The organism is Paraburkholderia sp. J8-2, assembly GCF_905220195.1.
Taxonomy (GTDB): Bacteria; Pseudomonadota; Gammaproteobacteria; order Burkholderiales; family Burkholderiaceae; genus Paraburkholderia.
Window position 1 is genome coordinate 15,060 of record NZ_CAJMZA010000043.1, and the last position, 23,792, is coordinate 38,851.

The window sequence follows — 23,792 nt, forward strand, 5'->3', positions numbered from 1 at the left end:
TATGGCAACGATCACTGACGCTGCACGCACGATTGCGGCGCTGGAAGCGCGCCTTGCCGCACTCGAAGGCGCTAGCGCCGCACGAAAAACCATGGCGCTCTACATGGCGCTGTGCGACGTGCCGAGCGGCGCGCTCGACGGCGAATCGCTCGCCAGCCTTTTCACGGCCGATGCGGTGTGGGAAGGCATCGGTCCGCAATATACGAGCAAGTTCGGCCGTATCAAAGGCCGCGAGGCCATCGTTGCGATGCTCGCGCGCTATCTGCCACCCGCGCCGTACTTCGCGACCAACGTGCACTTTCTCACGTCCGAGAGCATCGAAATGGTGACGCCCGCGCGCGCGACGGGCCGCTGGATCATGCTGCAGGCTTCGGGCTACGTGGACGAGCACGCGGAGCTGATCGGCGCGCGGCTCGAAGTGGACTTCGTGCCTGCGCCCGATGCATCTACGTGGCTCATCGCGCACTTTCGCACCGAGCGGCTTTTCGACGCGCCATGGCGCGTGTCGCCGCGTCCGGCTGCCTGACCCCCAAAGGAAATCGAATCGATGAGCGCATTGATCAGTGCCTTCACTCGTGGAGGCGACGGACCCACCATCGTCATCAAGGACACCATCGACATTGCGGGCATGCGCACGACGGGCGCGAGCCGCGCGCTCGCAGAAACCGCGCACGCGCAAAAGCATGCAGACGTGGTGCAGTTTCTGCTCGACGCGAAGTGGAAAATTGTCGGCAAAGCCAACATGCACGAACTGGCGTTCGGCATGACGGGCATAAACGATTACACGGGCACGCCCGTCAATCCGCAAGACGCGACGCGCATTCCGGGCGGCTCGTCGAGCGGCTCTGCGAGCGCGGTCGGCCAGGGGCTCGCGGAAGCTGCGCTCGGCACCGACACGGGCGGCTCGATTCGCGGTCCCGCCGCATGTTGCGGCGTAGTCGGCCTCAAGCCCACATTCGCGCGCGTTTCACGGCGCGGCGTCGCGCCCGCCGAATCGACGCTCGATTGCGTGGGCCCGTTTGCCCGCGACGTGCGCATGATCGTCGAGGCGATGGGCGTCATCGCGCCCGCATTTGACAAGGCAGCCGCGCGAGAAGAACTCACCGCGTGCAGTATCGGTATTGCGCAAGTCGATGCGCGAGCAGACCTGCTTGCCGCCGTCACGCGCGCGCCGCAGCGTGCGGGGTTTTCGTCTCGGGCCATCGAGCTTGCGGGCCTCGCCGACGCGTTCCATGCGGGCCTTGCGATCATCAACGCGGAAACGTGGGCGGCATTCGGCCATCTCGTGGATAGCGGCAAGCTCGGCGCGGATCTGGAAACACGCCTGCGCGCCGCTGCGTCCACTACGTCCGACCAGGTGAGCGCAGCGGAACGCGTGCGCCGCAGCTTTACCGATGCCGTGGATCGCGCGCTAGACAGCGTCGATGTGATCGTGATGCCGACGCTTCCCGCCCTGCCGATCACGGTCGACGATGCGCGGCGCGGTGTGTCGGTGATCGCGATGTCGTCGCTGATCCGCCCGTTCAATCTCAGCGGTCATCCGGCGCTGAGTCTGCCGCTGCCCATTGAAGGCTCACCGCTGAAGGCCGGGCTGCAGATCATAGGACGCCATGGCGCCGACGAACGGGTTTGCGCCGTTGCTGCAGCGTTCGAAGCAGCGCTCGCCAGCTGAAATTTTCAAGGAATAGAAACCCATGTCCAGCAGAGTCGTCCTCGTTACCGGTGCGGCGCGCGGCCTCGGCGCCGTGATTGCCGCGCGTTTTCATGCGGCGGGCTACCGCGTCGTCCTCGGCGACGTGGCATTCGATGCCGCCGCTGCCACCGCGCGCGCGTTGAGCGCCGATGCGTCGAGCGCATTCGCGTTGAAGCTAGACGTCACGCGCAAAGAGGATTTCGAGAGTGCGCGCGATGCGATCGTCGCGCGCTGGGGCCACGTCGATGCGATCGTGAACAATGCGGGTGCATCGAAGGTCGTGCCTGTCATGGAGATCACGGCCGAACAGTTCGATCAGGTCATCGACGTCAATCTGCGCAGCGTGCTCTTCGGCTGCCAGGTGTTCGGGCAGCACTTCGCGAACCAGGGCGAAGGACGCATTGTGAATATTGCTTCGCTGGCCGGCCAGAATGGCGGTTCGGCAACGGGCGCGCACTATGCGGCGGCCAAGGGCGGCGCCATCACGCTCACCAAAGTGTTCGCGCGTGATCTCGCCGCCTCTGGCGTGACCGTGAATGCCATTTCGCCGGGGCCGCTCGATTTGCCTATCGTGCACGAGAGCGTGCCCGCGGACAAACTCGACAAAGTGATTGCGAGCATTCCCGTGGGGCGCCTGGGCGCCGCCGACTACGTCGCCGACGCCGCCGTGCTGCTCGCCTCGGGCAACGCGTACTTCGCCAACGGAGCGTGCTGGGACATCAACGGCGGTCTTTACATGCGCTAACCAGTGCGCCAACTCTCGCGCCAAAACGCGCGACGCACACGCCGCCTCACGACGTGTGCGTCTGCGCGTCCTGGTCCCATACCGCCATCACATCGCGCACGAGCGTCGCAATGGACGCGGCACCGAGTTTGTCCTTGATGCTCGCGCGATGCACGTCGACCGTCTTTACGCTGATGTCGAGTTCCGACGCGATGCGCTTACTGCCCTTGCCATCGATCACACCGCGTAGCACTTCCCGCTCGCGCCCCGTGAGCGATTCGAGGCGTTTGCGCAGATCGCGCCGCTTCTGGTCGGCGGCATGACGCTGCGTGGCAAGCTTCATCGCGCGTTGCACGCGATCGAGCATTTGCTGCGAGTTGTACGGCTTTTCCACGAAATCAATTGCGCCGTTTTGCAGCGCGCGCACGGACATCGGTATGTCGCCGTGTCCGCTCACGAAAATGATAGGTAACGTCGCACCTCGTCGGTTCAATTCCGCCTGTACATCAAAACCGCTGGTCTCTGGCATGCGCACGTCGAGCACCAGACATGCTGGGACGTCCGGATCGAATGCACGCAGAAAATCGGCTGCGTTGGCGAAACCTTCCGATTTCACGCCAACCGATTCCAGCAGCCACGCGAGCGAGGTGCGCATGCCGTTGTCGTCGTCGACGATATAGATGACCGGAGCAGGTAAAGTCATCTGCTCTCTCCGAGATTGTTCGTTGCGAAGCGCCGCGAGACGTGCCCTGTGCCGTCCCATTTCATTTGCGCGCTCCCGCAGTTGCATGACCCATCATAACCAGCCAATAAAGCCCTGAAAATGCGCATTACCCCGTAATTCCGCCGCGTAATTTCAAAGCGCACATTCCGGTTTCCGCGATACCTGGTGAAATCTTTAGAAGGATCGGGAGCGACGCCATCACTCAGGCCAATCGTGACAGTATTTTTCGCGCGGTGCTTGCCGTACGCTGTTAATCACAGACTCGAATCACAAGATCAGCAATTGCACGGAAAACACACATCATGTCCGACACATCCAGCACGCTCCCGACGCATGACACCCGCAAGGATTTTCGCCACGCGATGGCGCACTTGTCCGCCGCTGTCAGCGTGATCACCACGGCCGGTCCGTTCGGCCGCTGCGGCATTACCGCGAGCGCCGTGTGCTCCGTCACGGACGCGCCGCCTACGCTGCTCGTCTGCCTGAACCGCTCGAGCGCGATGCACGCCGCCTTCGCGGGCAACGGCCGCGTATGCGTGAATGTGCTGCCCGGCGAGCACGAGCTGCTGGCAAAACACTTCGCGGGTCTTACGCAACTGTCGATGGACGCGCGCTTTAGCCTGCCGTTCTGGGATGAAGGCGAGCATGGCGTGCCCGTGCTGCGCGATGCGCTCGCGAGCCTGCAAGGCGAGATCGTCGAACTCAAGGACGTCGGCTCTCATTCGGTCATGTTCGTGAAGGCGACCCATATTCGCGTGCGCTGCGACGGCGACGGTCTCGTCTACTTCGACCGCAATTTCCACCGCGTGGCTCGCCCTTGCGCCGCGGCGTAAATCGCACCCTGGTAAAACCTTTAGATCGGTGAGGAAACCCACCAGGCGCCCTGCCGCACGCACGCATTTTTTTCTCGCGCGGCGGCGGGTACGCTGCATGCATACCACTAGCCAACCCGCGCCGCCTCACGAAGAAGGTGCGAGCGCATACATCAGACAAAACGATCGGCGAGCACGGGATCGATCGTGGCGCGCCACGACACAGCCGAAGCGAAGAAAGGAGACAAGTCAACCAACGCAAGCCAGGGGCATCCCGGAGAGGGCCATCCCGGACTTGCGAGAAAGCGTTCCGCCCGTCATCCTCACACCGGCATTAACCGACCAGGCGGTCAGTGAATGGTGACCAGGATGGCCGCCACCCCGATCGGTACCGCGTTTTATTCGCAATCAGCATGCAGCTCGAGAATCACACCTTTACCGACGCCGGCGAACACGCGGCGCTGCTTTCTGGCTGGGAACAGCAATACTTCCAGCTCGATTGTGGACAATTCCACGGTCGCCTACAGCAAATCGGCAGCGACGGCATACACGTGTTCTACGAGTCCGTGAACCGCCGCATCGTGCAGCAGGGCAGCACGCCCAGCGACATGCTCGTGTTCGGCATCGTGCTCGACGCGAGTTCTCCGGTGACTTTCGCGGACCGCGCCGTTACGGCTGATTCCCTGATCTGCGCGCGGGCGAACCGCGAGTTCGTGCTGCATTTCCCGGGCGAGACCGCCATACTCGGCATTGGCGTGAAGGTGCCGTTCCTGCGCGAGCGCCCGGAGCTGGCCGCACGCCTCGAAAGCCGCTTTTTCACCAAGACTTCCGTCATTCCGCTCGAACCCGGCGTGCGCGAGCAGTTCATCGCCTTGTGGCGTTACGTAACCGACGAGGCATTTGCGCTGAACGCGTTCGCAGAGTCGGAGCTGGCCCAACGCACCGTGACCGCGCAGATCTTCGAGATGCTCGATGCCGTGGTCGAGAGCGGCACTCCGGACGATAAGACCGATATCACCTGGATGTCGCATAGCGACGTAGTTGCACGCGCGCACGACATGATCATTGCGCGCCCGCTGGAACCCGTGACGGTGCACGAGCTTTGCGAATCGCTGCGTATCAGCCGCCGCACGGTGCAGACGAGCTTTCGCCTCGTGACGGGCAAATCGCCCGTGGAATATATGCGCGCGATACGCCTGAATTACGTGCACCAGTTGCTTCGCAAAGCGCCGTCGGCCGAGCTCACCGTGCGCGACGCGGCGCAGCGCTGGGGCTTTTTCCATTCGGGTCATTTCACGCAGGACTATCGCGAGCTTTTCGACGCCATGCCTTCGGACAATCGTCCGAAATAACGCGCGCCGGAGCATGCCCCGGCGCTGCCCTCACCTGCCGCGCAGATATTCCTCGACCGCCGAAGTCGCGTAATCGATCAGTACCGGCGTGAGTGTCCTGGCCGTTTCCGTGTGCTTTTTCTCATGCACCCAGCCGAGGTAGGTCGTGCTGCGCGCCGCCATGAACAGCGGCAATTGCCGCAGCTGCTCATCGACTAGCGGACGATGCGCGCGGTAGCCCGTGACGAAGGCTTCCATCGCGGTATCGAAGTACGGCTCGCCGCGGATGAAGTAGAGCGACGTCGCAACGTCGAACAAATGCCAGCCGAAGCCCGCATCGTCGAAATCGATCACGCGCACGCGCTCGCCGTCCACGAGCACGTTCTCGGGCACGAGATCCGCGTGGATCAGGCCGAACTGCCCGGCATCCTTGCCATAGGCGCTCAGGTCAGCCCAGAGCGCCTCGCGCGCCCGCTCGAAGAACCGCCGTTGCGGCGCACTCAGTTGCTCCAGTTCCCAGAAACGGCCCCAGAGCGGCTCGCTGCCCGCGAGCCCTTCCTCACACCAGCTATGCCGCTTGAAGCCCGCAGGGGCCCGCCACGCGCTCGTATGGTTGTGCATGCGCGCCGCCATGCCGCCAAGCGTGTAATAGCGGCCCGCGACGTCCTCCTCGCCGCCATCGAGACCCGATTCGAGCGCGCCGAGTTGGCGCCCGTCGACCCATTCGAGCACGTCGATCTGGCGGCCTGCCGGCAGTTCATCGCTATGCACGCGCTCGAACGGGCGCCCCGCGCGCGATTTCACCACGCGCGGCACCTCGACGCCCGCGCTCGCGAGCGCTTGCATCCACTCGAATTCCGAGTGCAGCGCTGCGTCATCGTGATAGCCGAGGCGGTGAATGCGCAGCACCGCGCGCCGACCGTCGCGGCCATCCACACGAAACACAGCGTTCTCGCGGATCTTGATCGGCGCGATCACGCAGTCGCCGAGGTCCCACATCTCAAGCGCCTGGGCGGCAAGATGCTGCAGCGCAAACGCGTTCTCCGACGCGCGCGCGTCTTCTGTATGGGTCATCGCGATCCTCTCAAAGGTCGTTGAGCACGGCGTCGAGTGTGTCGATCAACTGGTCGGCGTGGACCGTCGTGAACGGCATGGGCGGCCGGATCTTGAGGATGTTGTCGTGCACGCCGATACGGCTGATGAGCACGCCACGCTCGCGCATGGCGTTGACGACGCGGCGCGCCACGCTGCCGGCAGGCGACTTGTCCGCGCGGTCTTCGACCATTTCCACGGCGAAGAAGAGTCCGCTGCCGCGCACGTCGCCGATCGCCGCGTGCTTTTGCGCCAGCGCACGCAGACGTTCGAGCACGTATTGCCCCATGGTCTGCGCGTTCTGCTGAAGGCCTTCATCTGCGATCACGTCGAGCACCGCCATGCCCGCGGCGCACGAAACGGGGTTGCCCGCGAACGTGTTGAAGTACATCGGATTGCGCTCGGCGAAGTCTTCGATCAATTCCCGGCGCGCCACCACGCCCGCGAGCGGGTGACCGTTGCCCATGGGCTTGCCCATCGTGACGATGTCCGGCGTGACGCCAAGCTTCTGATGTCCCCAGAAATGCGAGCCGAAACGGCCAAAGCCGCCCTGCACTTCGTCGGAGATATACACGCCGCCCGCGCGCCGCACCTTCTCCACGGCGCGCGCGAGATAACCCGCGGGCACGTCCGGCAAGCCCTCGCACGAGAGGCCTGAGCACATCAGCAGGCCTGCTACACGCACGCCGTCGGCCTCGAACGCGTCGATGGCGGCCTGCACGTCCTCGGCGTAGCGACTCGCGAGTTCGTCTTCGCTCATGCCTGCGCGCTCGCGATACGGGTCGATCACGGGAATCGTGCGCACATAGCGGCCGCGCTGCTGCTGCGTGGAAAGAAACGAGCTGACCTGCACCACCGCCGCCGTATTGCCGTGATACGAGTGCGCGGTGCAGATAATGCCCATGTTGCCGGTGCACTCCCGCGCCATGCGCAGCGCCAGTTCATTGGCCTCGCTGCCTGTGCAGCAGAACATCACCATCGGCAAGGAAGCGTCGAAGGTCGAAACGAGGCGCTCGCCGTACTCCACGATGTTCTCGTGCAGATAGCGCGTGCTCGTGTTCAGCATCGACGCCTGCTTCGCGATGGCCTCGCTCACGCGCGGATGGCAATGGCCTACGTGCGGCACGTTGTTATAGGCGTCGAGATAGCGCTTGCCTTCGGCGTCGTAAAGCCATACGCCTTCCCCGCGCACGATATGCAAAGGCGTGTCGTAGAAGAGCGGCGCGCGCTTGCCGAGCACGCGGTAGCGCCGCTGCAACAGTTCTTGATCAGGCATCGGAAGTCTCCGTATCGGTGGCGGCGCGGCGCAGCATGCGCGCATGCGAGCGCACCGGGTAATAGATGAGGAACCAGCTCGCGACGAACAACGCAACGCCGGACCCGATCACCTGAGAATAAGCGCCGGACGTCATGATCCAGGCGGCGAGCGCGGGACCAGTCGCGAGACCGATCATCTGCATGGCGGTGGCAGCCAGCACCATGCGCCCGCTACGGTCGAACACGGCCATCGACGAGAGCAACGCGGGCTGGGCAACGTTCCAGAAGAAGTTGTAAATGCAAACAACCAGCGCGAAGACGGCGAAGGTCGTGTGCGTGGTGAGAAAGAGCAGACACAGCGAGCCGCCGAGCACGCTCACCGTAAGCGCGCGCGAGCGGCCGATGCGCGTGCCGCACACGCCGAACGCCCACGCACCGAGCACGCCCATGAACTGCGAAAGCGTGAGCGCGTTGGCCACCTGCTGCTCGCTCAGACCGTCAACGGTGCCAATGAGGAACAGATAGGCCCAGACGATGCCCTGCGCCACGAAGTACAGCAGCATGGCGAGCAAGGCGGACGCCTTCGCGGGCCTTGGCAGCTCGATTGCGTTCGCATCGGATTGCGGCGCGCTTTCGCCGCCGCGCGGCAGGTAGCGCACGAATGGCAGCACGACGAGCGGAAACGCGGCGAAGAAGAACAGCAGCAGCTTCATGCCGCCAATGGCGAACGCGCTCGGCACGAGCCACAACCCCAGCGCCCCGTAGATCATCACCCACATGACCATGTAGCCGAAGTTGCGGTCGGGGTTGGCTGTCAACCCGACCGCCGCGAAGCTGAGCGAAATGAGGCCGCCCGCGCCAATTCCCACGAGTAGTCTCAGCACAAGAAATACACTGTGATCGGGCGTGAACGCCGAAGCCGCGTTGCCAAACGCCATCAGCAGAATCGACAGCACGATCACCGTGCGCCAGTTCACGCGCTTCGCGAACAGCGGCAGCAGGATGGAACTCAACGCAATGCCCCACACCTCCACCGAAGCTGCGTAACCCGCCGCGACCGCGTCGAAGCCCAGATACTTCACGAAGCCCTCTACGACCGCGGGCTGAACGATGAACACCTCTGGCCCGACCACACCCGCGAGTATCGCGACCCACAGGCGTGCTCGTGATTTCGCATTCGTCTCTTCGCGCATGGCGAGGCCCTGCAGATCCGCTGGTGACGTATTCATTGTGCCTTGATCCTCGAACGTGGTTCAGTAGGCGAAGCAGACAGATTTCGTCTCGGTGTACGCGTCGATGATCGCGCGGCCATGTTCGCGCCCCACACCGGACGACTTGAACCCGCCGAACGGCAGCGCGGGGTCGACCATGTTGTGCGAGTTGACCCAGACCGTGCCCGCCTCCATGCGGTCGACCACGCGCAGTGCCTTGTCGAGCTGGTTTGTCCACACGCTTGCGCCGAGACCGTACTCGCTTGAATTCGCGGCGCTGATCGCCTCTTCGAGATCGTCGTAGGGCATGGCAACCAGCACCGGGCCGAACACTTCTTCATTCACGAGCGAAAGCGGCTTGCGCCCTTCGTTGGCGACCACGGTCGGGCGCACGAAATAGCCCGCGCCGTCATGCGCCGCGCCGCCCGCCATGATTTCGCCGCCCTGCGCACGGCCTTCGGCGATCATGCCGACGACCTTGTCGCGATGGCGCGACGAAACGAGCGGACCCATCTGCGTCTTCTCGTCGAAACCCGAACCGAGCACGAGGCTGTTGGCCACTTGCGCGATGCCTTCCACGATCTGCCCGTACATCGAGCGCGGCACATAAAGACGCGAGCCCGCCGTGCACACCTGGCCGTGGTTGAAGAAGATCGCGCCCGCCGCGCCTTCAATGGCCTTGCGCGGATCGCAGTCGTCCAGCACGATCACGGGGCTCTTGCCGCCCAGTTCGAGCGACACGCGGCGGATATCCCGGCCGCACTGCGCGCCGATCAGGCGACCCACTTCGGTCGAGCCCGTGAACGTCACCTTGTCGACATCGGGATGGCGCACCAGCGCCGCGCCTGCCGTTTCGCCACGACCGGTCACGACATTGAGCACGCCCGGCGGAAAGCCTGCTTCGAGCGCCAGTTCGGCAAGGCGGATCGCGGTGAGCGGCGTTTCCTCGGCGGGCTTGAGCACCACCGTGCAGCCGCACGCGAGCGCCGGCGCGATTTTCCACACGGCCATCAGAAGCGGGAAGTTCCACGGCACGACGGCCGCGACCACGCCCACCGGCACGCGCTGCGTCGACGCGCGGTACTGTACGCCCGGCGGAAAGCTCAACGACAGATCGACCGTGCTGCCTTCGATCTTGGTCGCCCAGCCTGCCATGTAGCGCAGCCACTGCGCGCTGCCGCCGACTTCGAGCATGCGCGAGAAGCCGAGTAGCTTGCCCTGGTTGAGCGTCTCCAGCGCAGCGAGTTCGTCGCCATGCTGTTCGACGAGATCGGCAAGCTTGAGCAGCAGGTGTTCGCGCGCGGCAGGAGGCATACGGCGCCATTCGTTCGATTCGAACGCGTTCTTCGCCACGGCCACGGCGGCCGCGACGTCATCGGCATCGCCGTCGGGCACCTGGGCGATTTCGCGGCCGCTGGCCGGGTCGTACACGGCGAAGGTCTTGCCACTGCGCGCGGGGACGGTGCGGCCACCCACGATCATCTGGGTGTGGAGGTTTGCAAGCAATTCCTCGATTTGCATCTCAGCTCCTGACTGGTTTGTTTGGCAACTTATTTGGCAACTCATTTGGCAACTAAGCCATCTTTGGAAAACAGGACGGTGGAACCGTCTTGCTTCAATATCAATGCGGTCAGCGCGTCGCGCCCAGGCAATTGCTTCGCCGCGAAATCGTGCGCTCCCGCCGCCTTGACCATCACGTAGCCATCGAGCGCCACGCCCGCCACACTCGTTGCATTCGCAACGAGGCCGGTGATCGAACTGCTCGCACCGGAACTCACGGACTGCCATGTCGCGCCGCCGTCCTGGCTTGCGAACAGATTGCCGCGCAGTCCGCCCACGTAGACCGTGCGGTCAGGTGCGACCACGCCGCTCCAGAGCGTGCCCTTATAGCCCGTGTGCAACGCCTGCCAGCTTGCGCCGTCGTCGCTCGACTTGAATACGGTGCCTTGCTCGGCAGCGATATAAACGTCTTTCTCCTGGCCGGCGAACACGGAAAAGAAGTTCAGCCCGCTCTTGCCTGCGGCCGCGCCCTCGCCTACCGGCTGCGTTTTCCACGTGACGCCGCCGTCGTCGGTCGTGATCAGCAGCGACCACAGGCCCACGGCCCAGCCGTGCATCTCGTCGCGGAACGCGATGGAAAAGAGCGGCTGGTCGACGCTCGTATCCGCGCGTTGCTCGCGCCAGTGCTCGCCGCCGTCGTCGGTGTGCAGCACGACGCCCCAATGTCCCGCCGCCCAGCCGTGCTGCGCGTCGACGAACGAGACCGACGTGAGCGTTGCGTTGGCGGGCACGGCCTGCGCCTGGCGGAAATGCACGCCGTCGTCGTCGGAGAGCAGGATCACACCGCGCTCCCCGACTGCGACAATGCGGTTGCCGGCGAGTGCCGCGCCGAGCACCATCGAATGCTCCGCGTCGGCACGGTGCTTCGCGGCGACGACCGCGACCGTGCTGTCGGGCGCCGCGCCAGCGAGCGCGGCGTGTGTGTATTGCAGGCCCGCAAGCAGTGCGAGCGCTGCGCAGGCGATCTTCGAACCCTTTGTTCGTTGCATGGCGAATCGTCCTCGTAGCGGGCTAGTGAGTGAAGAAGCTCGAGCTTTTGACCGCCGAGCGGCGCGGGAAGAGCCGTGTGAGCCAGACCGCGAGCGCGGGCAGCGCCGTCATCGCCATCACGAGGTTCACGATGAACATGAACGCGAGCAACTTGCCCATGTCCGCCTGGAACTTCAGTGCGGAGAAGCTCCACGTCGCGACGCCAACAGCGAGCGTGATTGCCGTGAAGATCGTCGCCACGCCAACTTCGAGAATCGACTGTTCGACTGCCTTCACCACGGGCACGTCATGCGCGAGATGCAGTTGCAGCCGGTTGTAGATGTAGAACGCGTAGTCCACACCGATACCCACTGCCAGCACCATGACCGGCAAGGTCGCGACCGTGAGGCCGATCTGCAGTTGCTTCATGAACCAGTAGCCGATGAACGTCGCCACCGTCAAAGGCAGGCAGCAGGCGATCACCGCGCGCAGGTCGCGATACGCGAGCAGCACGAGCACGATGATGGCCGCGTAGACGTAGAGCATCATCGGCAGTTCGCTGCGCGCCACTTCGTCGTTGGTCGCGGCGAGCACGCCTGCGTTGCCGGCAGCAAGGCGGATCGTCACGCCTTCCAGATGGTTCTCCGCGCGGTAGGTCTTCACGGCATCGATCACGCGGTTGATCGTCGCTGCCTTGTGGTCGGCCAGGAACAGATGCACTGCGGTCATCTTGCAGTCCTTCGTCATGTAGCCGTGCACCCGGTTGATTTCGGCGCTCAGCGCCGCATAGTTGGTGGGGTCGATCGGCACCACGAACATCTTCGGATTGCCTTCGTTATATCCCTCGTTGTAGGTACGCAGCATCAGCGGATACGAGCTGACCGAGACGACGCCGGGTACCCGGTTCATCGAGCCGGTAAAGTCGTCTTCGAAGATGCCGAGCCGCGGGTCGGTGCAGTCGGCAACGCGCGGAGTCTCGAACACGACCGTGAGCCAGTCGAGGCCGACGTCGTAGCTGGTTGCGATCGCAACGGCATCCTGGTTGAAGCGCGAGTCGGCGCGCAACTCGGGGGCGCCCGGCTGCAGTGTGCCCACCACACGATCGCGGCTTTGCCACACCGCCACGCCGAAAATCATCGCGGTCACGGCAAGCGTGATCGCGGCATTGCGAGGCTCAGCCAGGCGCGCGAGCAGCCTCAGCCAATGCGCGCGCCGCTCGCGCGCCGCCAGCGCGCGGTCCGCGTACTCCTTTGTGAAATGCATACACGATGCAACGACCGGCAGCATCACGAGATTCGTCACGATCTTGTAGCCAACACCGAGCGAAGCCGTGATCGCCAGTTCGCGCACCATCGGAATGGGAATGAGCAGCAGCGTGATGAACGACACGAGCGCGGTAACGAGCGCGAGCGTGCCGGGGATCAAGAGGCCGCTGAAGCTGTGGCGCGCGGCTTCCATCGGGCTGCGTCCATGCGACAGCTCACGCACGATGAAGTTGATCTGCTGAATGCCGTGCGAAACGCCAATAGCGAAGACGAGAAACGGCACCAGCACCGCGAGCGGGTCAAGGCCGAAGCCGAGTATGCGCAGCGTGCCGAACTGCCACACGAGGGACGTGAGCGAGCACGCGATAGGCAGGATCGTGAAGCGCAGCGAGCGGCTGTACCAGTACACGGCCGCCGCCGTGAGCACCAGCGCGAGCGCACAGAACACCAGCACGCCCGAAGCGCCGTCGGCAATGTCGCCGATCTGCTTCGCGAAGCCGATGATCTGCACCTGATACGCGCCGTTTTCATAGGGCTTGCGCAGTTTCTCTTCGAGGATGTGGTTGAACGCCACGTAATCGAGGGCCTTGCCGTTCGCGTCGCGCTCGTTCAGCTCCGCCGTCACCATAGCGCTCGTCTGGTCACGCGAGACGAGCACGCCGACGTAGCCGCCCGCCGAGGTGGACTGGCGAATCGAGGCAATCTTCTCGGGCGTGAGACTCTCCGGCGTGATCGTGCCGTCGATCAGCGGGTCGGCGCGAAAGCCGTCTTCGGTGATCTCGTTGACGAACGAGTTAGGTGTCCAGAGCGACTGCACGCCGCCGCGATCGACGTTCGGCAGATAGCCCACGGCCTGCGTGATTTCGTAGAGCCGGGTGAGCCCTTCGCGCGTCCAGATCGTGCCGTTGCGCGCCTTGAGCACAACCGTGATGCGGTTCGCGCCGAGCAGATCGTTCCGGTATTGCTGGAAGGTCTTGACGTACTCGTGTTCGGTCGGAATCTGCTTCTCGAATCCGGCGTCCATGCGCAACTGCAGCGCGAACACGGCCATCACGACCGTGAATAAGGCGATCACGCCCAGCGTGATCGCGCGATGCCCGAACAGGAACCCCTCGAGCTTGCCAACCAGACGATTCAACACATTGCGCCCCTCAAAGTCTGCTGCCGGTTTCGGGCACGCGCCAACAAGGCACGCGCCCGATTGCTTAAAAATTACGTGTCGCGAAGACGCCGACGAAATTGCGGTCGGCGTACGGCTGCCCAACGGTGTCGTGACCGCCGAAGAAAGCCGTGAAGTTGATACCTGCCTGCCAGACCGCCGGGTTCTGATTGAAAAGCAGATAAACGTTGACCGACTTCGCGCCCTGCATGTAGTTCGCCGTGAAGGTTGGCGTATAGCCGTACAGCGCGTCAGAGAACGTCACGCCAGGCGTAACTTGCCAGCCATGAATGATCGTGCCGTCATAGGTCCAGTTGAAGTCGATCGTCGCGCCGACCGAGCTTGCCGTGCCCTTCGCCGCCGTGATCGGGTAGCCGAGGCCTGAGTCGTTGTTCAGCCAGGTGAAGTAACCCGCCGCCGGCGCCTGCGTCACCTGCTGGCCATCGACCGTGCGCGTCACGCCGTTCGAATTGAGGCCTGGGTAGTAGATCCACGCGAGTTCCATTGTTAGCACCGCCATGTCGGCGTGAAGCAGCTTCAGGAACGGATACTCGCTTTGCGTGAGATTCAACTGACCGTTGATCAGATACTGCAGCTTTTTGCGGTCTTCCCACTGCTGGCAGTTAACACCCGACACGCCATTCGTGTTGAAGTCGAGCGGGCCGCCCGCGCCAAAGCACCCGGACAGCGCGACCGCATCGTGCGGACGGTACGAAAGCTCGGTGCCGATCGCCCAGTCGCCAACGCCAAAGTTCGCACTCGCACCGAACAGCTGCCGGTTCTGGAGGTACTGGAACTGTTCCGTGCCATTCGCCAGCGCCGAGGCGACCGGTGACTTGTCGGTATAGTTTTCGTAATAGAAGCCGAAGTTGACGTCGACGTTCTTCGGCTTATAGTTGAACTTGACGCCGAACTGCGGGCGGTATTTGTTCGGCAGCTGCGTCGAGGTCGGAATGCCGATCGAGTTAAACGGAGGGCCCGCATACACGCCGTTGACGAGGCCTGAGTTGATGCCCGCGATCGTCTGCGAGTTACCCGCGTTCGGACCCGCGATCGTGCCCGCGTCGGGGCCGTTCACGTTGCCGTTGGTCGTGCTGATCGTCAACGGGCCCGCGCCGCGCCCGAAAATGTCGCCCGCAGACCAGTAGGAGCCGACCGGCGGATAGCGGTTGCTTTCCCAGTTGAACTGGTAGTAGGCCTCGGTGCTGAGCCCCGAAGTGATACCTGCCGCGAAGCTGATCATCGGCTCGGGCAGCAGCGCCTGCTTGAGCTGGGTGCCCGGAATCAGCAGCTTTTGAATATCAACGGCGTTGGTCGCATTGATGCCGTTGGTCGCAAAAAAGCTTTCGCCCCAGTTGATGACCTGATTGCCGAGCCGCACGTGCGCCGAGCGGTCGTTGAGCGTGAAATCCTTCTGGACCCAGAGATCGAGCAGATCGACCGGATAGACAATCTGCGCGGCAGCGGTGCTCGACAGCGGCGTTCTGTTCGTGTCGTTCGCCAGAAAGTCGTACATGGCGGTGCCGCGGACCATGAACTTGACGCCTTGACTCGGCATCGTGAGCAGCAGTTCGCTCGTCGCGCTGACATACGTGCTGAACGGCTGCCCCTTGCGGTAGTTGAGGTTGCCATCGTCGCCCGATGCCCACTGCGCCGTGTTCGCGCCCGCGCCGCAGCCATTCGCGTTCGGGTCGCCCGTGAGCGAGCAGCTCGGGTTCTTGACCCGAATGCCGCCGCCCGCCGTGAGGTTCGAGACCCACGAACCGTTGACGGCGCCGTCGTCGAGTGTGAACTCGTATGCCGAGGCCCCCTGCGCCGCCGTTAGCATGACTAATGAAACTGCTGCGCTGATTTTTGTCTTGGATATCACGCTTTTCCCCTGCCCGCTTTCTTCCAGGTCGAATATGAAGGGTGGCGGCGCACGTCCCCGTGCGCGCGCCGCCAATGCTGGACGCTACGTTATCGCTCGCTCACGGCGCGCAGGTTCTCGGACGAATAGAAGTCGTCCTTGAAGCGCGCATCGCTCGAGTCTTCGTACCAGCGGATGTCGGTGTCCGTACCGATGGTCGACTGGTCGGTCACGTAACGGCCGTTGTTGAGGTCGTACTGCACGAACGGCTCGACGTCGCAGGCGCCGTGCAGCTCGTACACCGGAATCGGATACGCCTCCTTGACCTTCCAGAGCTTGCCCTGGGCATCGTAGTCTTCGGCGGCCACCGCAAGGCCGCTGTCTTCGTCGATGTAGAAGACTTTCTTCGTCGCAACGTGGCGCACGCCGGACTTCAGCGTCGCCTCCACGACGTAGACGCGGTGCATTTCGTAGCGGCGCGCTTCGGGGCTGACGGCGTCCGGCTTGAAGACGTCGTCGAACTTCGCCTTGAAGTTGAACATGCCGAAGTCGTCGTACGGAACATAGATTTCCTTCTTGCCGACGAGCTTCCAGTTGAAGCGGTCGAGTTGACCGTTGAAGAGCCACGGTTCATCGACCGTGTACTGGTTCTCGAAGCCGATTTGCGGCGCGTCGTACGAATACGCAGGCATGCGGCGCACGCGGCGCTGACCCGTGAAGTAGTAGAACGTATCGCTCGCCTTGTCGAAGTAGTCGCGCTGCACGAGACCCTGCCCCGCGAGCGCGGCGGGCGTTTCATAGGCGAAGTAGATCGCGTAGAGCATGCCAGCCTGCTGCGGCGTGGCGGTGCCCTTCTTGCCCCACGGGAAGTAAAGCGTCTGCTTCGATTCGGCCTTGATCCAGTCCGTGCTGCCCGGCCGCGGTGACGCCGCCGTCACCGCCTTTTGCCACTCCGCGCCAATGCCGCGATAGCGCGCGAGGTGATCCCACATCGCTTCCGCGCCCGTTTTCGGCGCGGGGAACGGCATGCCGGGCAGGCTTGCGCTTTGCAGCCCCTCGCCCGACGAATCCATCTTCGCCTGGGTCGCGTTCAGCGCCGTGTTGGCCTGCACGAAATCAGGCGCGCCGCATTCGCGGTGCGTCGGATACACGTCCATGCGGTAGCCCTTTTTCTGCTTGATGAGCTGTACCTGGCCGGGCGTGAGGTTGTCCGCGTACTTGTCGACGTTGCTCGCGTCGATCGAGAAGAGCGGCTTCTCGCCCTTGTGCTTCCAGTAATCGCCGCGCACCTTGCCATACGACCAGTCGGCCGGCGCGGCTTGCGGACCCGCATAGGCCGGAATCCGGCCATCGGCGCTCGCGCCTTTCTCCATGCCGGCCGTATCCGCCAGCGCCCCACCCGCGAGCGTGCCCAGTACGGCCGCCAGTACGGCTGCCGAACACATCGCTCCCATCTGCGTCTTGCCTTTCATCGTCTCGATCTCCAATACCTGTTGAGTCGCACGGCCACCGCGTTGCGGCCCGCTCTTGCCTTTCGTTAGTACTGTTCAGCTACGGCTGTATCGCCGCTTTTGTGCATACGCTCGACCAGCGCCGCCCGATGCTTCGCGACGTCGGTAAGCGCCGGCCTGCGCCGTGCTGCGATTTCCTGCGCGGTATAAGGCCTGAAATCTGCTGGCCGCGTGTCCGCGTTCTTCGTGTCGATCAGCCAGTTCAAAACGTTTGCGAGCTCCGCGTCGCTCAGCGAGGAATTCGACGCACCTGGCACGCGCATCACGAACTCGCGCCCTTCAGGTAAGCGCACGAAATGCCCTAGCTCGCTGGAGAGCGGCGGCACCTTGCCCGGAATGGCATGCGCGTCGCCCGTATGGCAGCCCATGCAGTTGAGCGTCCACGCATTGCGCGCAGAGGCTGCGTCGTAGCCGCGCTCCTGCGCATGCGCGCTCGCGCCGAGCGCGAATGCACATGCGGCAAGCCACACACGTGCATGCCCCGCCTTCATAGCCCGAGGCTCTTGAGCGTGGCTTCGCGATGCTCACGCACCTGGGCACCGTCCATCTGCGTCACGCGCAGCGCCTTCACTTCAGCCGCCGTGAACGGCTTCGCACCCGCATGCTTCGCATTCGCGTCGAACACGAGGTAGTTGAGCACGCTCGCGAGATCCTCGTCGGATTCGGTCCGGAAGCTCGGCATCTTGAAGTTGTAGGTTTTGTCCTTGATCGCGATCTGGCCGAACATGCCGTTGAGCACCGTGAGGCCGAGTTGTTTGCGCCCTTCGCCATTCGCGGCGTAGCGGCCCGGCAGTTCGGTGAGCGGCGGCGCGAGACCATCCTGCCCCCTGCCGCCCGCCTGGTGGCACACGGCGCACTTCGTGTCGAAGAACGCCTTGCCCGGCGCAAACTGCACGTTCTGCGCAAACGCGTCGCCCGCCATCAGCGCGGCGCTCGCCGCGCACAACGTCATGACCCACTTTGCGAGGCGCTGGTTGGAAATCGTTGATGTCATTGCTGCGCCACTCCAAGCAAGGCGGATACAGAGCAGTGATAGTTCGCGTTTCCGCTTGCCATGCACCAGTTGATGTCGTTGTCCAGCGAGAGCTTGTAGAGCGGCTTCTCACGCTCGTTGCGGTTGCAGAAGCAGCGCCCGCACGACGTTTTGCCGCAGCAGTCGTTGTACGACACGATGTAGTCGGTGTTGTCGTGCGGATTTCGGCAGGTGCCGATCCACGTGATCGGCGAAGGCGTCGTGCCGGGCGGGCAGCTGCTCGACGTGCCACCGCAGCAACTGCACAGCCAGCCGTCGATCGCGCAGTAGCGCCAGTAATCGCAGCTATACGGATCGTCGTTTTTGCCCGCGGCCGGCGCGCTTGCGCCGCTTGCAGCGGCCGCGTTCTCCGCCGCGAAGGTGCGGTCAACCGGCAAGAGCGGCACGAGCGCCGAGCCGACCAGCGCGCGGCCAAGCGTCGCCATGGCGCTGCGCCGCGAGCTGCGCTGCGCGACGGTGCGCGCTCTCAGCTCGAAGAAGTTGTCGAACCATTTCATGCTTATCGTCCTGTCGTTCTGTTCTTTGATGACGTGCTCAGGCGTGCTGCTCCGCGTGATTCGTATGACCCGCGTGATCCCCGTGGACGTATTCCTGCAGCGACGCCACGCCGCGCTCTTTCGCTTCAAAGAGGCTTTCGAGGTGTTCACGCGAATTCACGAGGCCCTTCGCTCGGATCTTGCCCGACTCGTCGATCAGGAGTGCATAGGGCAGCTTGCCGATCTGGTAGGCCATGCCCAGCTCCTGTGAGAGCACATAGGGGAACTGGCTCAGGCCGAGCTTCTTGTAGAAGGCCGCGTGTTCCGTGGTGTCGCCATCGCTTGCGAGCACGATGTCGGTAGCCGTTTCGCGCGCCTGGATCGACGGCAGCAGCGGCAGCAGCTTCTTGCACACCGGGCAGCTCGGCGAGAGGAAAAATACGAGCGTGCTGCGGCCCGCGGCAGACATTCCGCCCACCTTGACTTGACGGCCATCGAGCGCGCCCAGCTCGAACGACGGACCCACAGTGCCGACCGCCGGGCCCTTGTCGATCATCAGTGCGCCGACGGGCATCATCCTTTCGTACAGAATGCCGATCTGGCGCACCAGTGCGAGCGAGATGGCGCAGAGCGCGAGCACACCGGCCCACAGCAGAGCATTAGAGATCAACAGTGCGTTTTCCATTACGAGTTCCTCAGGTGATTCAGCTTCGGACGGTTGGCGAGCAGCACGTCCAGGGTAAAAAATGCGGCAACGGCGAAGAGCGTCGCGCCCAGCACGCTCAGGTAGTCGAACCAGACGACCGTGCGCACGCTTTGCGGCATGCCTGCGAGCACGGCCAGTGTGGCCAGCAGCAACACCCGCGCCACGTGCGCCCATCCGATCGAGTGAGCGGCGGGACTGCCCGTCTGGCGAAAGCCATTGCAGCCACAGTCGATATTGGTACGCCCTCGCGCCACGTTGATGCCGAGCGCGAACGCAAACAGCACGAAGAGCGCGGCGAGCGCCGCGGCGCCCAGGCTGCGCGTGGCGGGCACGAGGCACGCAAGCGTGGCGGCCACTTCGGCGATCGGCAAGGCGAGTGCGAACGGCGCGACGAGCACGTGCGGCAGCAACTGGAAGCCCGCTACGGCTTGTCGCAAATCGGACTGGCGCATCACCTTCGGAATCGCGAGCGCCAAAGTGATAATCGATGTGGTTGCGAGCGCAACAGTCGAAACGACCGGATCGATAACGAGACTTGAGATCATGATTCGCGCCTCGTTACGGATTGACCAGCAGCGACGACGTCGCGCCGACCTGCTTGTGAACGTGCTTGAGCTTGCCCGTTGCCGCGTCGGCAACGACCACGTCGGAGGTCGTCGTGATGCCGTAAAAGAGCGGATGCGCGTCTTCGCTCACCTGGATCGAAAGCAGCGGATCGATCTTCTGGTCCGCGAGTTTCCAGCGCGCAATGCGCTTGTGCGTCTTCAGGTCGAACACCCAGACTTCGCTTGCCGGGTCTTTGTGCGAGCCCTCTGCACCTTGGTGCATCGCCACGAAAAGACGCTGCGTCGGCACGTGCAGCGCTGTTTGCTGCAGGCCGCCGGGACGCCAGCCGGCCTTCGCCTCATCGGGCGTCACGAGCGCCCACGGCGTGCCGAACACGGGTGCCGGGCCGCTGAAATCGGCAGTGCGCACGTTGCCATTGAACGTCGCGAACCAGTACGTATTGCCGCTGCGCGACGCGTTCACGAATGCCGGATCTTTCGCGACATCGATGAACGGGTCTGACAATTTGCGGCTCTTTTCCTTGCCGTTCGCACCGAGGACGACGGTCAACGCCTTGCCGCTTTCGCACAGTGACGTGAAGCGGTCGCTCCCCGACGGATAGGCGAGCACGCAGCCGTCCGTATCGATTTCCGAGGCGACCTGGTGCGTGGCCGTGTTGACCACGGTGACCGATGTGGCGGGCGTGATGTTCGCGACGTAAAGCCACTTGCCGTCTTTCGAAAGCGACGTGTTGTACGGCGACGGTACGCTTTGCGCGTGCTTCGGCGGGATCACGACTTCGCCCGTGATTTGCAGCGTCGCGTTGTCCGTCATTTCAACGACATCGGTACGTGCGCCGTGCGAGCCGCGCGCAAAGTACGTGGTGGCGACGTAGCTCGTCTTGTGATCGGGACTGATCGCGAAGCCCGGCGCGAAACCGGCGTCGATCTGCCCAAGGAAGCGGTTGGCGTCGCCGTCGAGGACATTCGTGCGCGCGTCCGTCATCGAGCTGAAGTTGACGTCCACCACGTACACCTGATGCGGGCTGTACGCCGGCATCTTCGCGATCGTCAGGTCCTCGGCCTTCTCGGTTGCGAGGACATGGGCCGCGTGGGCGGCTATCGCGGCGCCGCCCGCCATCAGCAGCGCCCGTCTCCAATTTCGTAGCATTTTTTCTCCGCAAGAACATTCGTTTTGGCCTTGCGGAAAATTAGCTTTAGTCAGTTTTTGAAACAGCTCCCAAATCGGCAAACGTTCCGTAGAATTATTACGTATGCCTTGCGATGCCAATAATGGGCTTACAAAACGGCGCGATGCATCTTCCCGCTGCGCTGGCTAGCAGGGATCACCCGTAGGCCCGCGCCGTGGCTCAGACGCCTTGGACAGCTGCTTCGACGAGGGTCGCTTCAACACCTGGCACACAGCCTTCGAACGGCTCGCGCGCACCGTAAATGCGCGTGGGCAAGAGCACGGCTTCCGCTGCGTTCATCAACAGGAGCGCGACGTTCAGGCGCCGGTCGGTGTGGCGGACGACCGCGAAGTGATGATCGGGGAGCGCGCCGTTGAAGCGCGGGTCGGCATCGGCAATGTCCTCGTCATCGTGCAACCCTTCGAGCCTGGCGCCGGGGACGACGCACCAGCATTCGGGCAGACGCATGAGCACGTCGGGAACGTCCCCGAAGTCGGAAATGACCGCTGCGTGCGAGTTGGGCGCCCGGCGAAACCACAGCGGCTCGCCGGACGCCTCAACGTGAAGCGCCGCGACCGGGAAGAGTAGAAGGCCATTTTCCATGGGTAGTGAATAGCGTGAGATCCCGCAGCCTGGAGGGCCGGATGATCCCGCAAAAACGGGCGCGCCGCTATATCACGGCGAACGGTTTGCCGATATTGGAGGTACGTTTTGCGTCGATCGTCAGGAGAATGGCCGATGAGCAATCCTGAATGCTGAAAACCCGCGGCAAAACAGATGCATTTCTTGTGCGTCCTTACGATTTTCCGCCGCACGAGACGCTGAGATAACGCGGAGCGATCGACAACCCCATGTCCTCGAATGCCAAAAGCGCACTCATGACCGAATCGTTCTCCGCAAGCAGCAGGATTTCGGTAATTTCGAATTCCAGCCACTGGGGCCGGCACCGTGTTTCCTCGAGGATTTCTTTGACGACCAGCACCAGGTCGCGCGACTGAAACTTCCGGGCAGCAAGAGCTGGCGCATGGACGAGACGTACATCCGTGTCAAGGGCGATTGGCGATATCTTTATCGGGCCGTCGACAAGGACGGCAACACCATCGACTTTCTACTACGCGCTCATCGGGACAAGACTGTAGCCCGGGCGTTACTTTGAGATGTCGATCGCTCAGAATGGCGCGCCCGAGACGGTGACCATCGACAAAAGCGGCGCCAATCTCGCCGCGCTCGAAGCGAGCAACGCCGATCGTGAGGTGCCCATCAAGATCCGTCGGTCCAAATATCTCAACAACCTCGTCGAACAGGACCACTGGGCGATCAAGCGGCGCACCCGGCCCATGCTGGGCTTCAAGTATTTTCGCTGTGCCCGGATCCTTCTGGCCGGCATTGAACTTATGCATACGATCGCGAAAGGACAGATGAAGTGCGCCCGCGGAACCCATCCGTCAACGGCTGATCAATTCTACAATCTAGTTATATAAGCAGTACTTTGCATATCGATCTCGTTTGCTCATCGAGCCTTACTACGACAAAACCTATGCAGTCGCACTACGACTACTACCTGAATCTGGTACGCGGCGATGAGGAGAGCGCCGAGTCGCATCGCCGCTTCTACGATGAATACAACGCGGTGCTCGACATGAAACGATCCAGACCGTATTTCAGAAATTCCGCCTGGCGCAAGGCACCTGGACGGTCCGCGGCGAACCGGTGCTGCCGCAGGCAATCAGCACGACGGCGCTCATGACGGTTGAAGGAGAACTCGACGACATCAGCGGCGACGGCCAGACGCGCGCCGCGCACGACCTCTGCACGGGTATCGCCGCACATGACAGGCGCCACTTCACGGCCGAGAAGTGCGGACACTATGGGATTTTCTCGGGCAAGCGCTGGCATTCCGTCGTGTACCCGCAGGTCCGCAGCTTCATTCTGGCGCATCATGGGGCGGCGCAGAACACGGATTTCGAAGAAGCGCTTGTCGCGTAACCCATTACAGGGTACCTGTAGCCTTTGCGGCGTGCCATGCGGGCGCTCCGACAACCAGACCATGCCGAACACAGCGAAAAATCGAAGCTTCGCCGCGCAGATCGAGAGCCGGATCGTGGTGCTCGCACTCTTTATCGGCTCGATGTGGGCGGTCTTCTTTCTGTCCGCCGCCTTCCCGTCGCTGCGCCTCACACACCACGGCGTCGTCCCGCGCACCGTCTCCGGCCTCCAGGGGATCCTGTTCGCGCCGTGGCTTCACGCTAGCCTCGGCCACATCATGGCGAACACAGGCGGCCTCGTGGTTCTCGGGTGGCTCGCAATGTGGCCTCGCATCGGGAATTTTGTCGTGGCGACCGCGGGGGGCATGCTTGGCGCGGGGTGCTGCGCCTGGCTGCTTGGCGCCCCATATAGCGTCCATATCGGCGCGAGCGGACTCGTTTTCGGCTACGCGGGCTATCTGGTCGCACGCGGCATCTACACACGTCACTTCCTCGCCATGCTGGTCGCGCTCTTCGTCGTGGTCGCCTATGGCATCAGCCTGCTGTCCGGCGTGCTGCCTGTCTATCCCGGCATCTCATGGCAAAGCCATCTCGGCGGCGCGATCGGCGGCGTCCTCGCAGCGCGCCTGACATTCCAGCCGAGAGTGCGCCTCACCCGGCCCTGATTGCACATTGACCCGGGAGCGCCATCGCGCGCTGT

Annotated in this window: 23 protein-coding genes and 2 pseudogenes; 8 read left to right on the top strand and 17 right to left on the bottom strand. The window is 63.3% G+C overall.

Annotation, left to right across the window (positions count from 1 at the left end; all coding sequences use genetic code 11):
- The first annotated feature begins 1 nt into the window (after position 1).
- Genes U5A52_RS39520 through U5A52_RS39530 form a run of 3 tightly spaced genes read left to right on the top strand, consistent with a single transcriptional unit; the run spans position 2 to position 2,438 of the window.
- Positions 2 to 526 carry a nuclear transport factor 2 family protein gene (locus tag U5A52_RS39520; protein WP_321939627.1) on the top strand — a complete coding sequence of 175 codons (525 nt, stop codon included), beginning with the start codon at positions 2 to 4 and terminating at the stop codon, positions 524 to 526.
- A gap of 21 nt (positions 527 to 547) precedes the next feature.
- Positions 548 to 1,672, top strand: coding sequence for an amidase (locus U5A52_RS39525; protein WP_321939630.1), 1,125 nt, complete (start codon positions 548 to 550; stop codon positions 1,670 to 1,672).
- A gap of 22 nt (positions 1,673 to 1,694) precedes the next feature.
- Positions 1,695 to 2,438 (top strand): SDR family NAD(P)-dependent oxidoreductase, encoded by a 744-nt coding sequence (locus U5A52_RS39530; RefSeq protein ID WP_321917478.1) that lies wholly within the window; start codon positions 1,695 to 1,697, stop codon positions 2,436 to 2,438.
- Between the two features lie 46 nt (positions 2,439 to 2,484).
- On the opposite strand, the gene U5A52_RS39535 is transcribed toward U5A52_RS39530, so the two are convergent.
- Positions 2,485 to 3,120: a response regulator transcription factor gene (locus U5A52_RS39535; protein ID WP_321917479.1), complete on the bottom strand. Its 636-nt coding sequence runs from the start codon at positions 3,118 to 3,120 to the stop codon at positions 2,485 to 2,487.
- Positions 3,121 to 3,443: 323 nt separating this feature from the next.
- Here U5A52_RS39535 and hpaC point away from each other — a divergent pair, with 323 nt between their 5' ends.
- Entirely contained in the window at positions 3,444 to 3,974 is a 531-nt protein-coding gene (gene hpaC / locus U5A52_RS39540) for a 4-hydroxyphenylacetate 3-monooxygenase, reductase component (protein ID WP_321917480.1), read from the top strand.
- Positions 3,975 to 4,366: 392 nt separating this feature from the next.
- Positions 4,367 to 5,305, top strand: a complete 939-nt coding sequence (locus tag U5A52_RS39545; protein WP_321917482.1) for a helix-turn-helix domain-containing protein — start codon at positions 4,367 to 4,369, stop codon at positions 5,303 to 5,305.
- 30 nt (positions 5,306 to 5,335) lie between these two features.
- On the opposite strand, the gene U5A52_RS39550 is transcribed toward U5A52_RS39545, so the two are convergent.
- The 16 genes from U5A52_RS39550 to U5A52_RS39625 all read right to left on the bottom strand — a co-directional run bounded on the left by U5A52_RS39550 (position 5,336) and on the right by U5A52_RS39625 (position 22,089).
- The gene (locus tag U5A52_RS39550; protein WP_321939632.1) at positions 5,336 to 6,358 is read right to left on the bottom strand and encodes a phosphotransferase enzyme family protein; all 1,023 of its coding nucleotides are present in this window, start codon (positions 6,356 to 6,358) and stop codon (positions 5,336 to 5,338) included.
- A 10-nt stretch (positions 6,359 to 6,368) separates the two neighbouring features.
- Complete coding sequence (locus U5A52_RS39555) at positions 6,369 to 7,652, bottom strand: aminotransferase class III-fold pyridoxal phosphate-dependent enzyme (protein WP_321939634.1); 1,284 nt, start codon at positions 7,650 to 7,652, stop codon at positions 6,369 to 6,371.
- On the bottom strand, positions 7,645 to 8,862 hold the full coding sequence (locus U5A52_RS39560; protein ID WP_321917488.1) for an MFS transporter: 1,218 nt from the start codon (positions 8,860 to 8,862) through the stop codon (positions 7,645 to 7,647). The genes U5A52_RS39555 and U5A52_RS39560 overlap by 8 nt, the downstream gene beginning before the upstream one ends.
- A gap of 24 nt (positions 8,863 to 8,886) precedes the next feature.
- On the bottom strand, positions 8,887 to 10,365 hold the full coding sequence (styD, locus tag U5A52_RS39565; RefSeq protein ID WP_321917490.1) for a phenylacetaldehyde dehydrogenase StyD: 1,479 nt from the start codon (positions 10,363 to 10,365) through the stop codon (positions 8,887 to 8,889).
- A 41-nt stretch (positions 10,366 to 10,406) separates the two neighbouring features.
- The gene (locus U5A52_RS39570; RefSeq protein WP_321939635.1) at positions 10,407 to 11,393 is read right to left on the bottom strand and encodes a WD40/YVTN/BNR-like repeat-containing protein; all 987 of its coding nucleotides are present in this window, start codon (positions 11,391 to 11,393) and stop codon (positions 10,407 to 10,409) included.
- 22 nt (positions 11,394 to 11,415) lie between these two features.
- A complete protein-coding gene (locus tag U5A52_RS39575; RefSeq protein ID WP_321939636.1) occupies positions 11,416 to 13,779 on the bottom strand; it encodes an efflux RND transporter permease subunit in 2,364 nt (787 codons plus the stop codon).
- A gap of 64 nt (positions 13,780 to 13,843) precedes the next feature.
- Positions 13,844 to 15,667 carry a DUF1302 domain-containing protein gene (locus U5A52_RS39580; RefSeq protein ID WP_415774126.1) on the bottom strand — a complete coding sequence of 608 codons (1,824 nt, stop codon included), beginning with the start codon at positions 15,665 to 15,667 and terminating at the stop codon, positions 13,844 to 13,846.
- Positions 15,668 to 15,756: 89 nt separating this feature from the next.
- Positions 15,757 to 17,118, bottom strand: coding sequence for a DUF1329 domain-containing protein (locus tag U5A52_RS39585; RefSeq protein ID WP_321917493.1), 1,362 nt, complete (start codon positions 17,116 to 17,118; stop codon positions 15,757 to 15,759).
- 65 nt (positions 17,119 to 17,183) lie between these two features.
- The gene (locus U5A52_RS39590; protein WP_321917494.1) at positions 17,184 to 17,648 is read right to left on the bottom strand and encodes a cytochrome c; all 465 of its coding nucleotides are present in this window, start codon (positions 17,646 to 17,648) and stop codon (positions 17,184 to 17,186) included.
- Positions 17,645 to 18,151: a cytochrome c gene (locus U5A52_RS39595; protein WP_321939638.1), complete on the bottom strand. Its 507-nt coding sequence runs from the start codon at positions 18,149 to 18,151 to the stop codon at positions 17,645 to 17,647. The genes U5A52_RS39590 and U5A52_RS39595 overlap by 4 nt, the downstream gene beginning before the upstream one ends.
- Positions 18,148 to 18,687, bottom strand: a complete 540-nt coding sequence (locus U5A52_RS39600; RefSeq protein WP_233885774.1) for a methylamine dehydrogenase light chain — start codon at positions 18,685 to 18,687, stop codon at positions 18,148 to 18,150. Before U5A52_RS39600 ends, U5A52_RS39595 begins: the two co-directional genes overlap by 4 nt.
- 37 nt (positions 18,688 to 18,724) lie before the next feature.
- On the bottom strand, positions 18,725 to 19,351 hold the full coding sequence (gene mauD, locus U5A52_RS39605; RefSeq protein WP_321939640.1) for a methylamine dehydrogenase accessory protein MauD: 627 nt from the start codon (positions 19,349 to 19,351) through the stop codon (positions 18,725 to 18,727).
- Positions 19,351 to 19,917 carry a MauE/DoxX family redox-associated membrane protein gene (locus U5A52_RS39610; RefSeq protein WP_321939642.1) on the bottom strand — a complete coding sequence of 189 codons (567 nt, stop codon included), beginning with the start codon at positions 19,915 to 19,917 and terminating at the stop codon, positions 19,351 to 19,353. Before U5A52_RS39610 ends, mauD begins: the two co-directional genes overlap by 1 nt.
- A gap of 13 nt (positions 19,918 to 19,930) precedes the next feature.
- On the bottom strand, positions 19,931 to 21,088 hold the full coding sequence (locus tag U5A52_RS39615; protein WP_415774127.1) for an amine dehydrogenase large subunit: 1,158 nt from the start codon (positions 21,086 to 21,088) through the stop codon (positions 19,931 to 19,933).
- Positions 21,089 to 21,287: 199 nt separating this feature from the next.
- Positions 21,288 to 21,710 (bottom strand): hypothetical protein, encoded by a 423-nt coding sequence (locus U5A52_RS39620; protein ID WP_321939645.1) that lies wholly within the window; start codon positions 21,708 to 21,710, stop codon positions 21,288 to 21,290.
- Between the two features lie 193 nt (positions 21,711 to 21,903).
- Positions 21,904 to 22,089, bottom strand: a complete 186-nt coding sequence (locus U5A52_RS39625; protein ID WP_321939648.1) for a hypothetical protein — start codon at positions 22,087 to 22,089, stop codon at positions 21,904 to 21,906.
- Positions 22,090 to 22,104: 15 nt separating this feature from the next.
- On the opposite strand from U5A52_RS39625, the pseudogene U5A52_RS39630 reads away from it, so the two are divergent.
- From U5A52_RS39630 to U5A52_RS39640, 3 genes and pseudogenes are all read left to right on the top strand, one after another.
- Positions 22,105 to 22,588 (top strand): annotated as a pseudogene (locus U5A52_RS39630) (IS6 family transposase); the annotation flags it as partial.
- 62 nt (positions 22,589 to 22,650) lie between these two features.
- Positions 22,651 to 23,093: pseudogene (locus U5A52_RS39635) on the top strand (polyhydroxyalkanoate depolymerase); the annotation flags it as partial.
- Positions 23,094 to 23,154: 61 nt separating this feature from the next.
- A complete protein-coding gene (locus U5A52_RS39640; protein ID WP_321917507.1) occupies positions 23,155 to 23,757 on the top strand; it encodes a rhomboid family intramembrane serine protease in 603 nt (200 codons plus the stop codon).
- Positions 23,758 to 23,792: the final 35 nt, after the last annotated feature.

What these genes read in the sequence shown, in the direction of transcription:
- U5A52_RS39520 (WP_321939627.1), top strand. Translation starts at nt 2, where the DNA reads ATGGCAACGATCACTGACGCTGCACGCACGATTGCGGCGCTGGAAGCG.
- U5A52_RS39525 (WP_321939630.1), top strand. Translation starts at nt 548, where the DNA reads ATGAGCGCATTGATCAGTGCCTTCACTCGTGGAGGCGACGGACCCACC.
- U5A52_RS39530 (WP_321917478.1), top strand. Translation starts at nt 1,695, where the DNA reads ATGTCCAGCAGAGTCGTCCTCGTTACCGGTGCGGCGCGCGGCCTCGGC.
- U5A52_RS39535 (WP_321917479.1), bottom strand. Translation starts at nt 3,120, where the DNA reads ATGACTTTACCTGCTCCGGTCATCTATATCGTCGACGACGACAACGGC.
- hpaC (WP_321917480.1), top strand. Translation starts at nt 3,444, where the DNA reads ATGTCCGACACATCCAGCACGCTCCCGACGCATGACACCCGCAAGGAT.
- U5A52_RS39545 (WP_321917482.1), top strand. Translation starts at nt 4,367, where the DNA reads ATGCAGCTCGAGAATCACACCTTTACCGACGCCGGCGAACACGCGGCG.
- U5A52_RS39550 (WP_321939632.1), bottom strand. Translation starts at nt 6,358, where the DNA reads ATGACCCATACAGAAGACGCGCGCGCGTCGGAGAACGCGTTTGCGCTG.
- U5A52_RS39555 (WP_321939634.1), bottom strand. Translation starts at nt 7,652, where the DNA reads ATGCCTGATCAAGAACTGTTGCAGCGGCGCTACCGCGTGCTCGGCAAG.
- U5A52_RS39560 (WP_321917488.1), bottom strand. Translation starts at nt 8,862, where the DNA reads ATGAATACGTCACCAGCGGATCTGCAGGGCCTCGCCATGCGCGAAGAG.
- styD (WP_321917490.1), bottom strand. Translation starts at nt 10,365, where the DNA reads ATGCAAATCGAGGAATTGCTTGCAAACCTCCACACCCAGATGATCGTG.
- U5A52_RS39570 (WP_321939635.1), bottom strand. Translation starts at nt 11,393, where the DNA reads ATGCAACGAACAAAGGGTTCGAAGATCGCCTGCGCAGCGCTCGCACTG.
- U5A52_RS39585 (WP_321917493.1), bottom strand. Translation starts at nt 17,118, where the DNA reads ATGAAAGGCAAGACGCAGATGGGAGCGATGTGTTCGGCAGCCGTACTG.
- U5A52_RS39590 (WP_321917494.1), bottom strand. Translation starts at nt 17,648, where the DNA reads ATGAAGGCGGGGCATGCACGTGTGTGGCTTGCCGCATGTGCATTCGCG.
- U5A52_RS39595 (WP_321939638.1), bottom strand. Translation starts at nt 18,151, where the DNA reads ATGACATCAACGATTTCCAACCAGCGCCTCGCAAAGTGGGTCATGACG.
- U5A52_RS39600 (WP_233885774.1), bottom strand. Translation starts at nt 18,687, where the DNA reads ATGAAATGGTTCGACAACTTCTTCGAGCTGAGAGCGCGCACCGTCGCG.
- mauD (WP_321939640.1), bottom strand. Translation starts at nt 19,351, where the DNA reads ATGGAAAACGCACTGTTGATCTCTAATGCTCTGCTGTGGGCCGGTGTG.
- U5A52_RS39610 (WP_321939642.1), bottom strand. Translation starts at nt 19,917, where the DNA reads ATGATCTCAAGTCTCGTTATCGATCCGGTCGTTTCGACTGTTGCGCTC.
- U5A52_RS39615 (WP_415774127.1), bottom strand. Translation starts at nt 21,088, where the DNA reads ATGCTACGAAATTGGAGACGGGCGCTGCTGATGGCGGGCGGCGCCGCG.
- U5A52_RS39620 (WP_321939645.1), bottom strand. Translation starts at nt 21,710, where the DNA reads ATGGAAAATGGCCTTCTACTCTTCCCGGTCGCGGCGCTTCACGTTGAG.
- U5A52_RS39640 (WP_321917507.1), top strand. Translation starts at nt 23,155, where the DNA reads ATGCCGAACACAGCGAAAAATCGAAGCTTCGCCGCGCAGATCGAGAGC.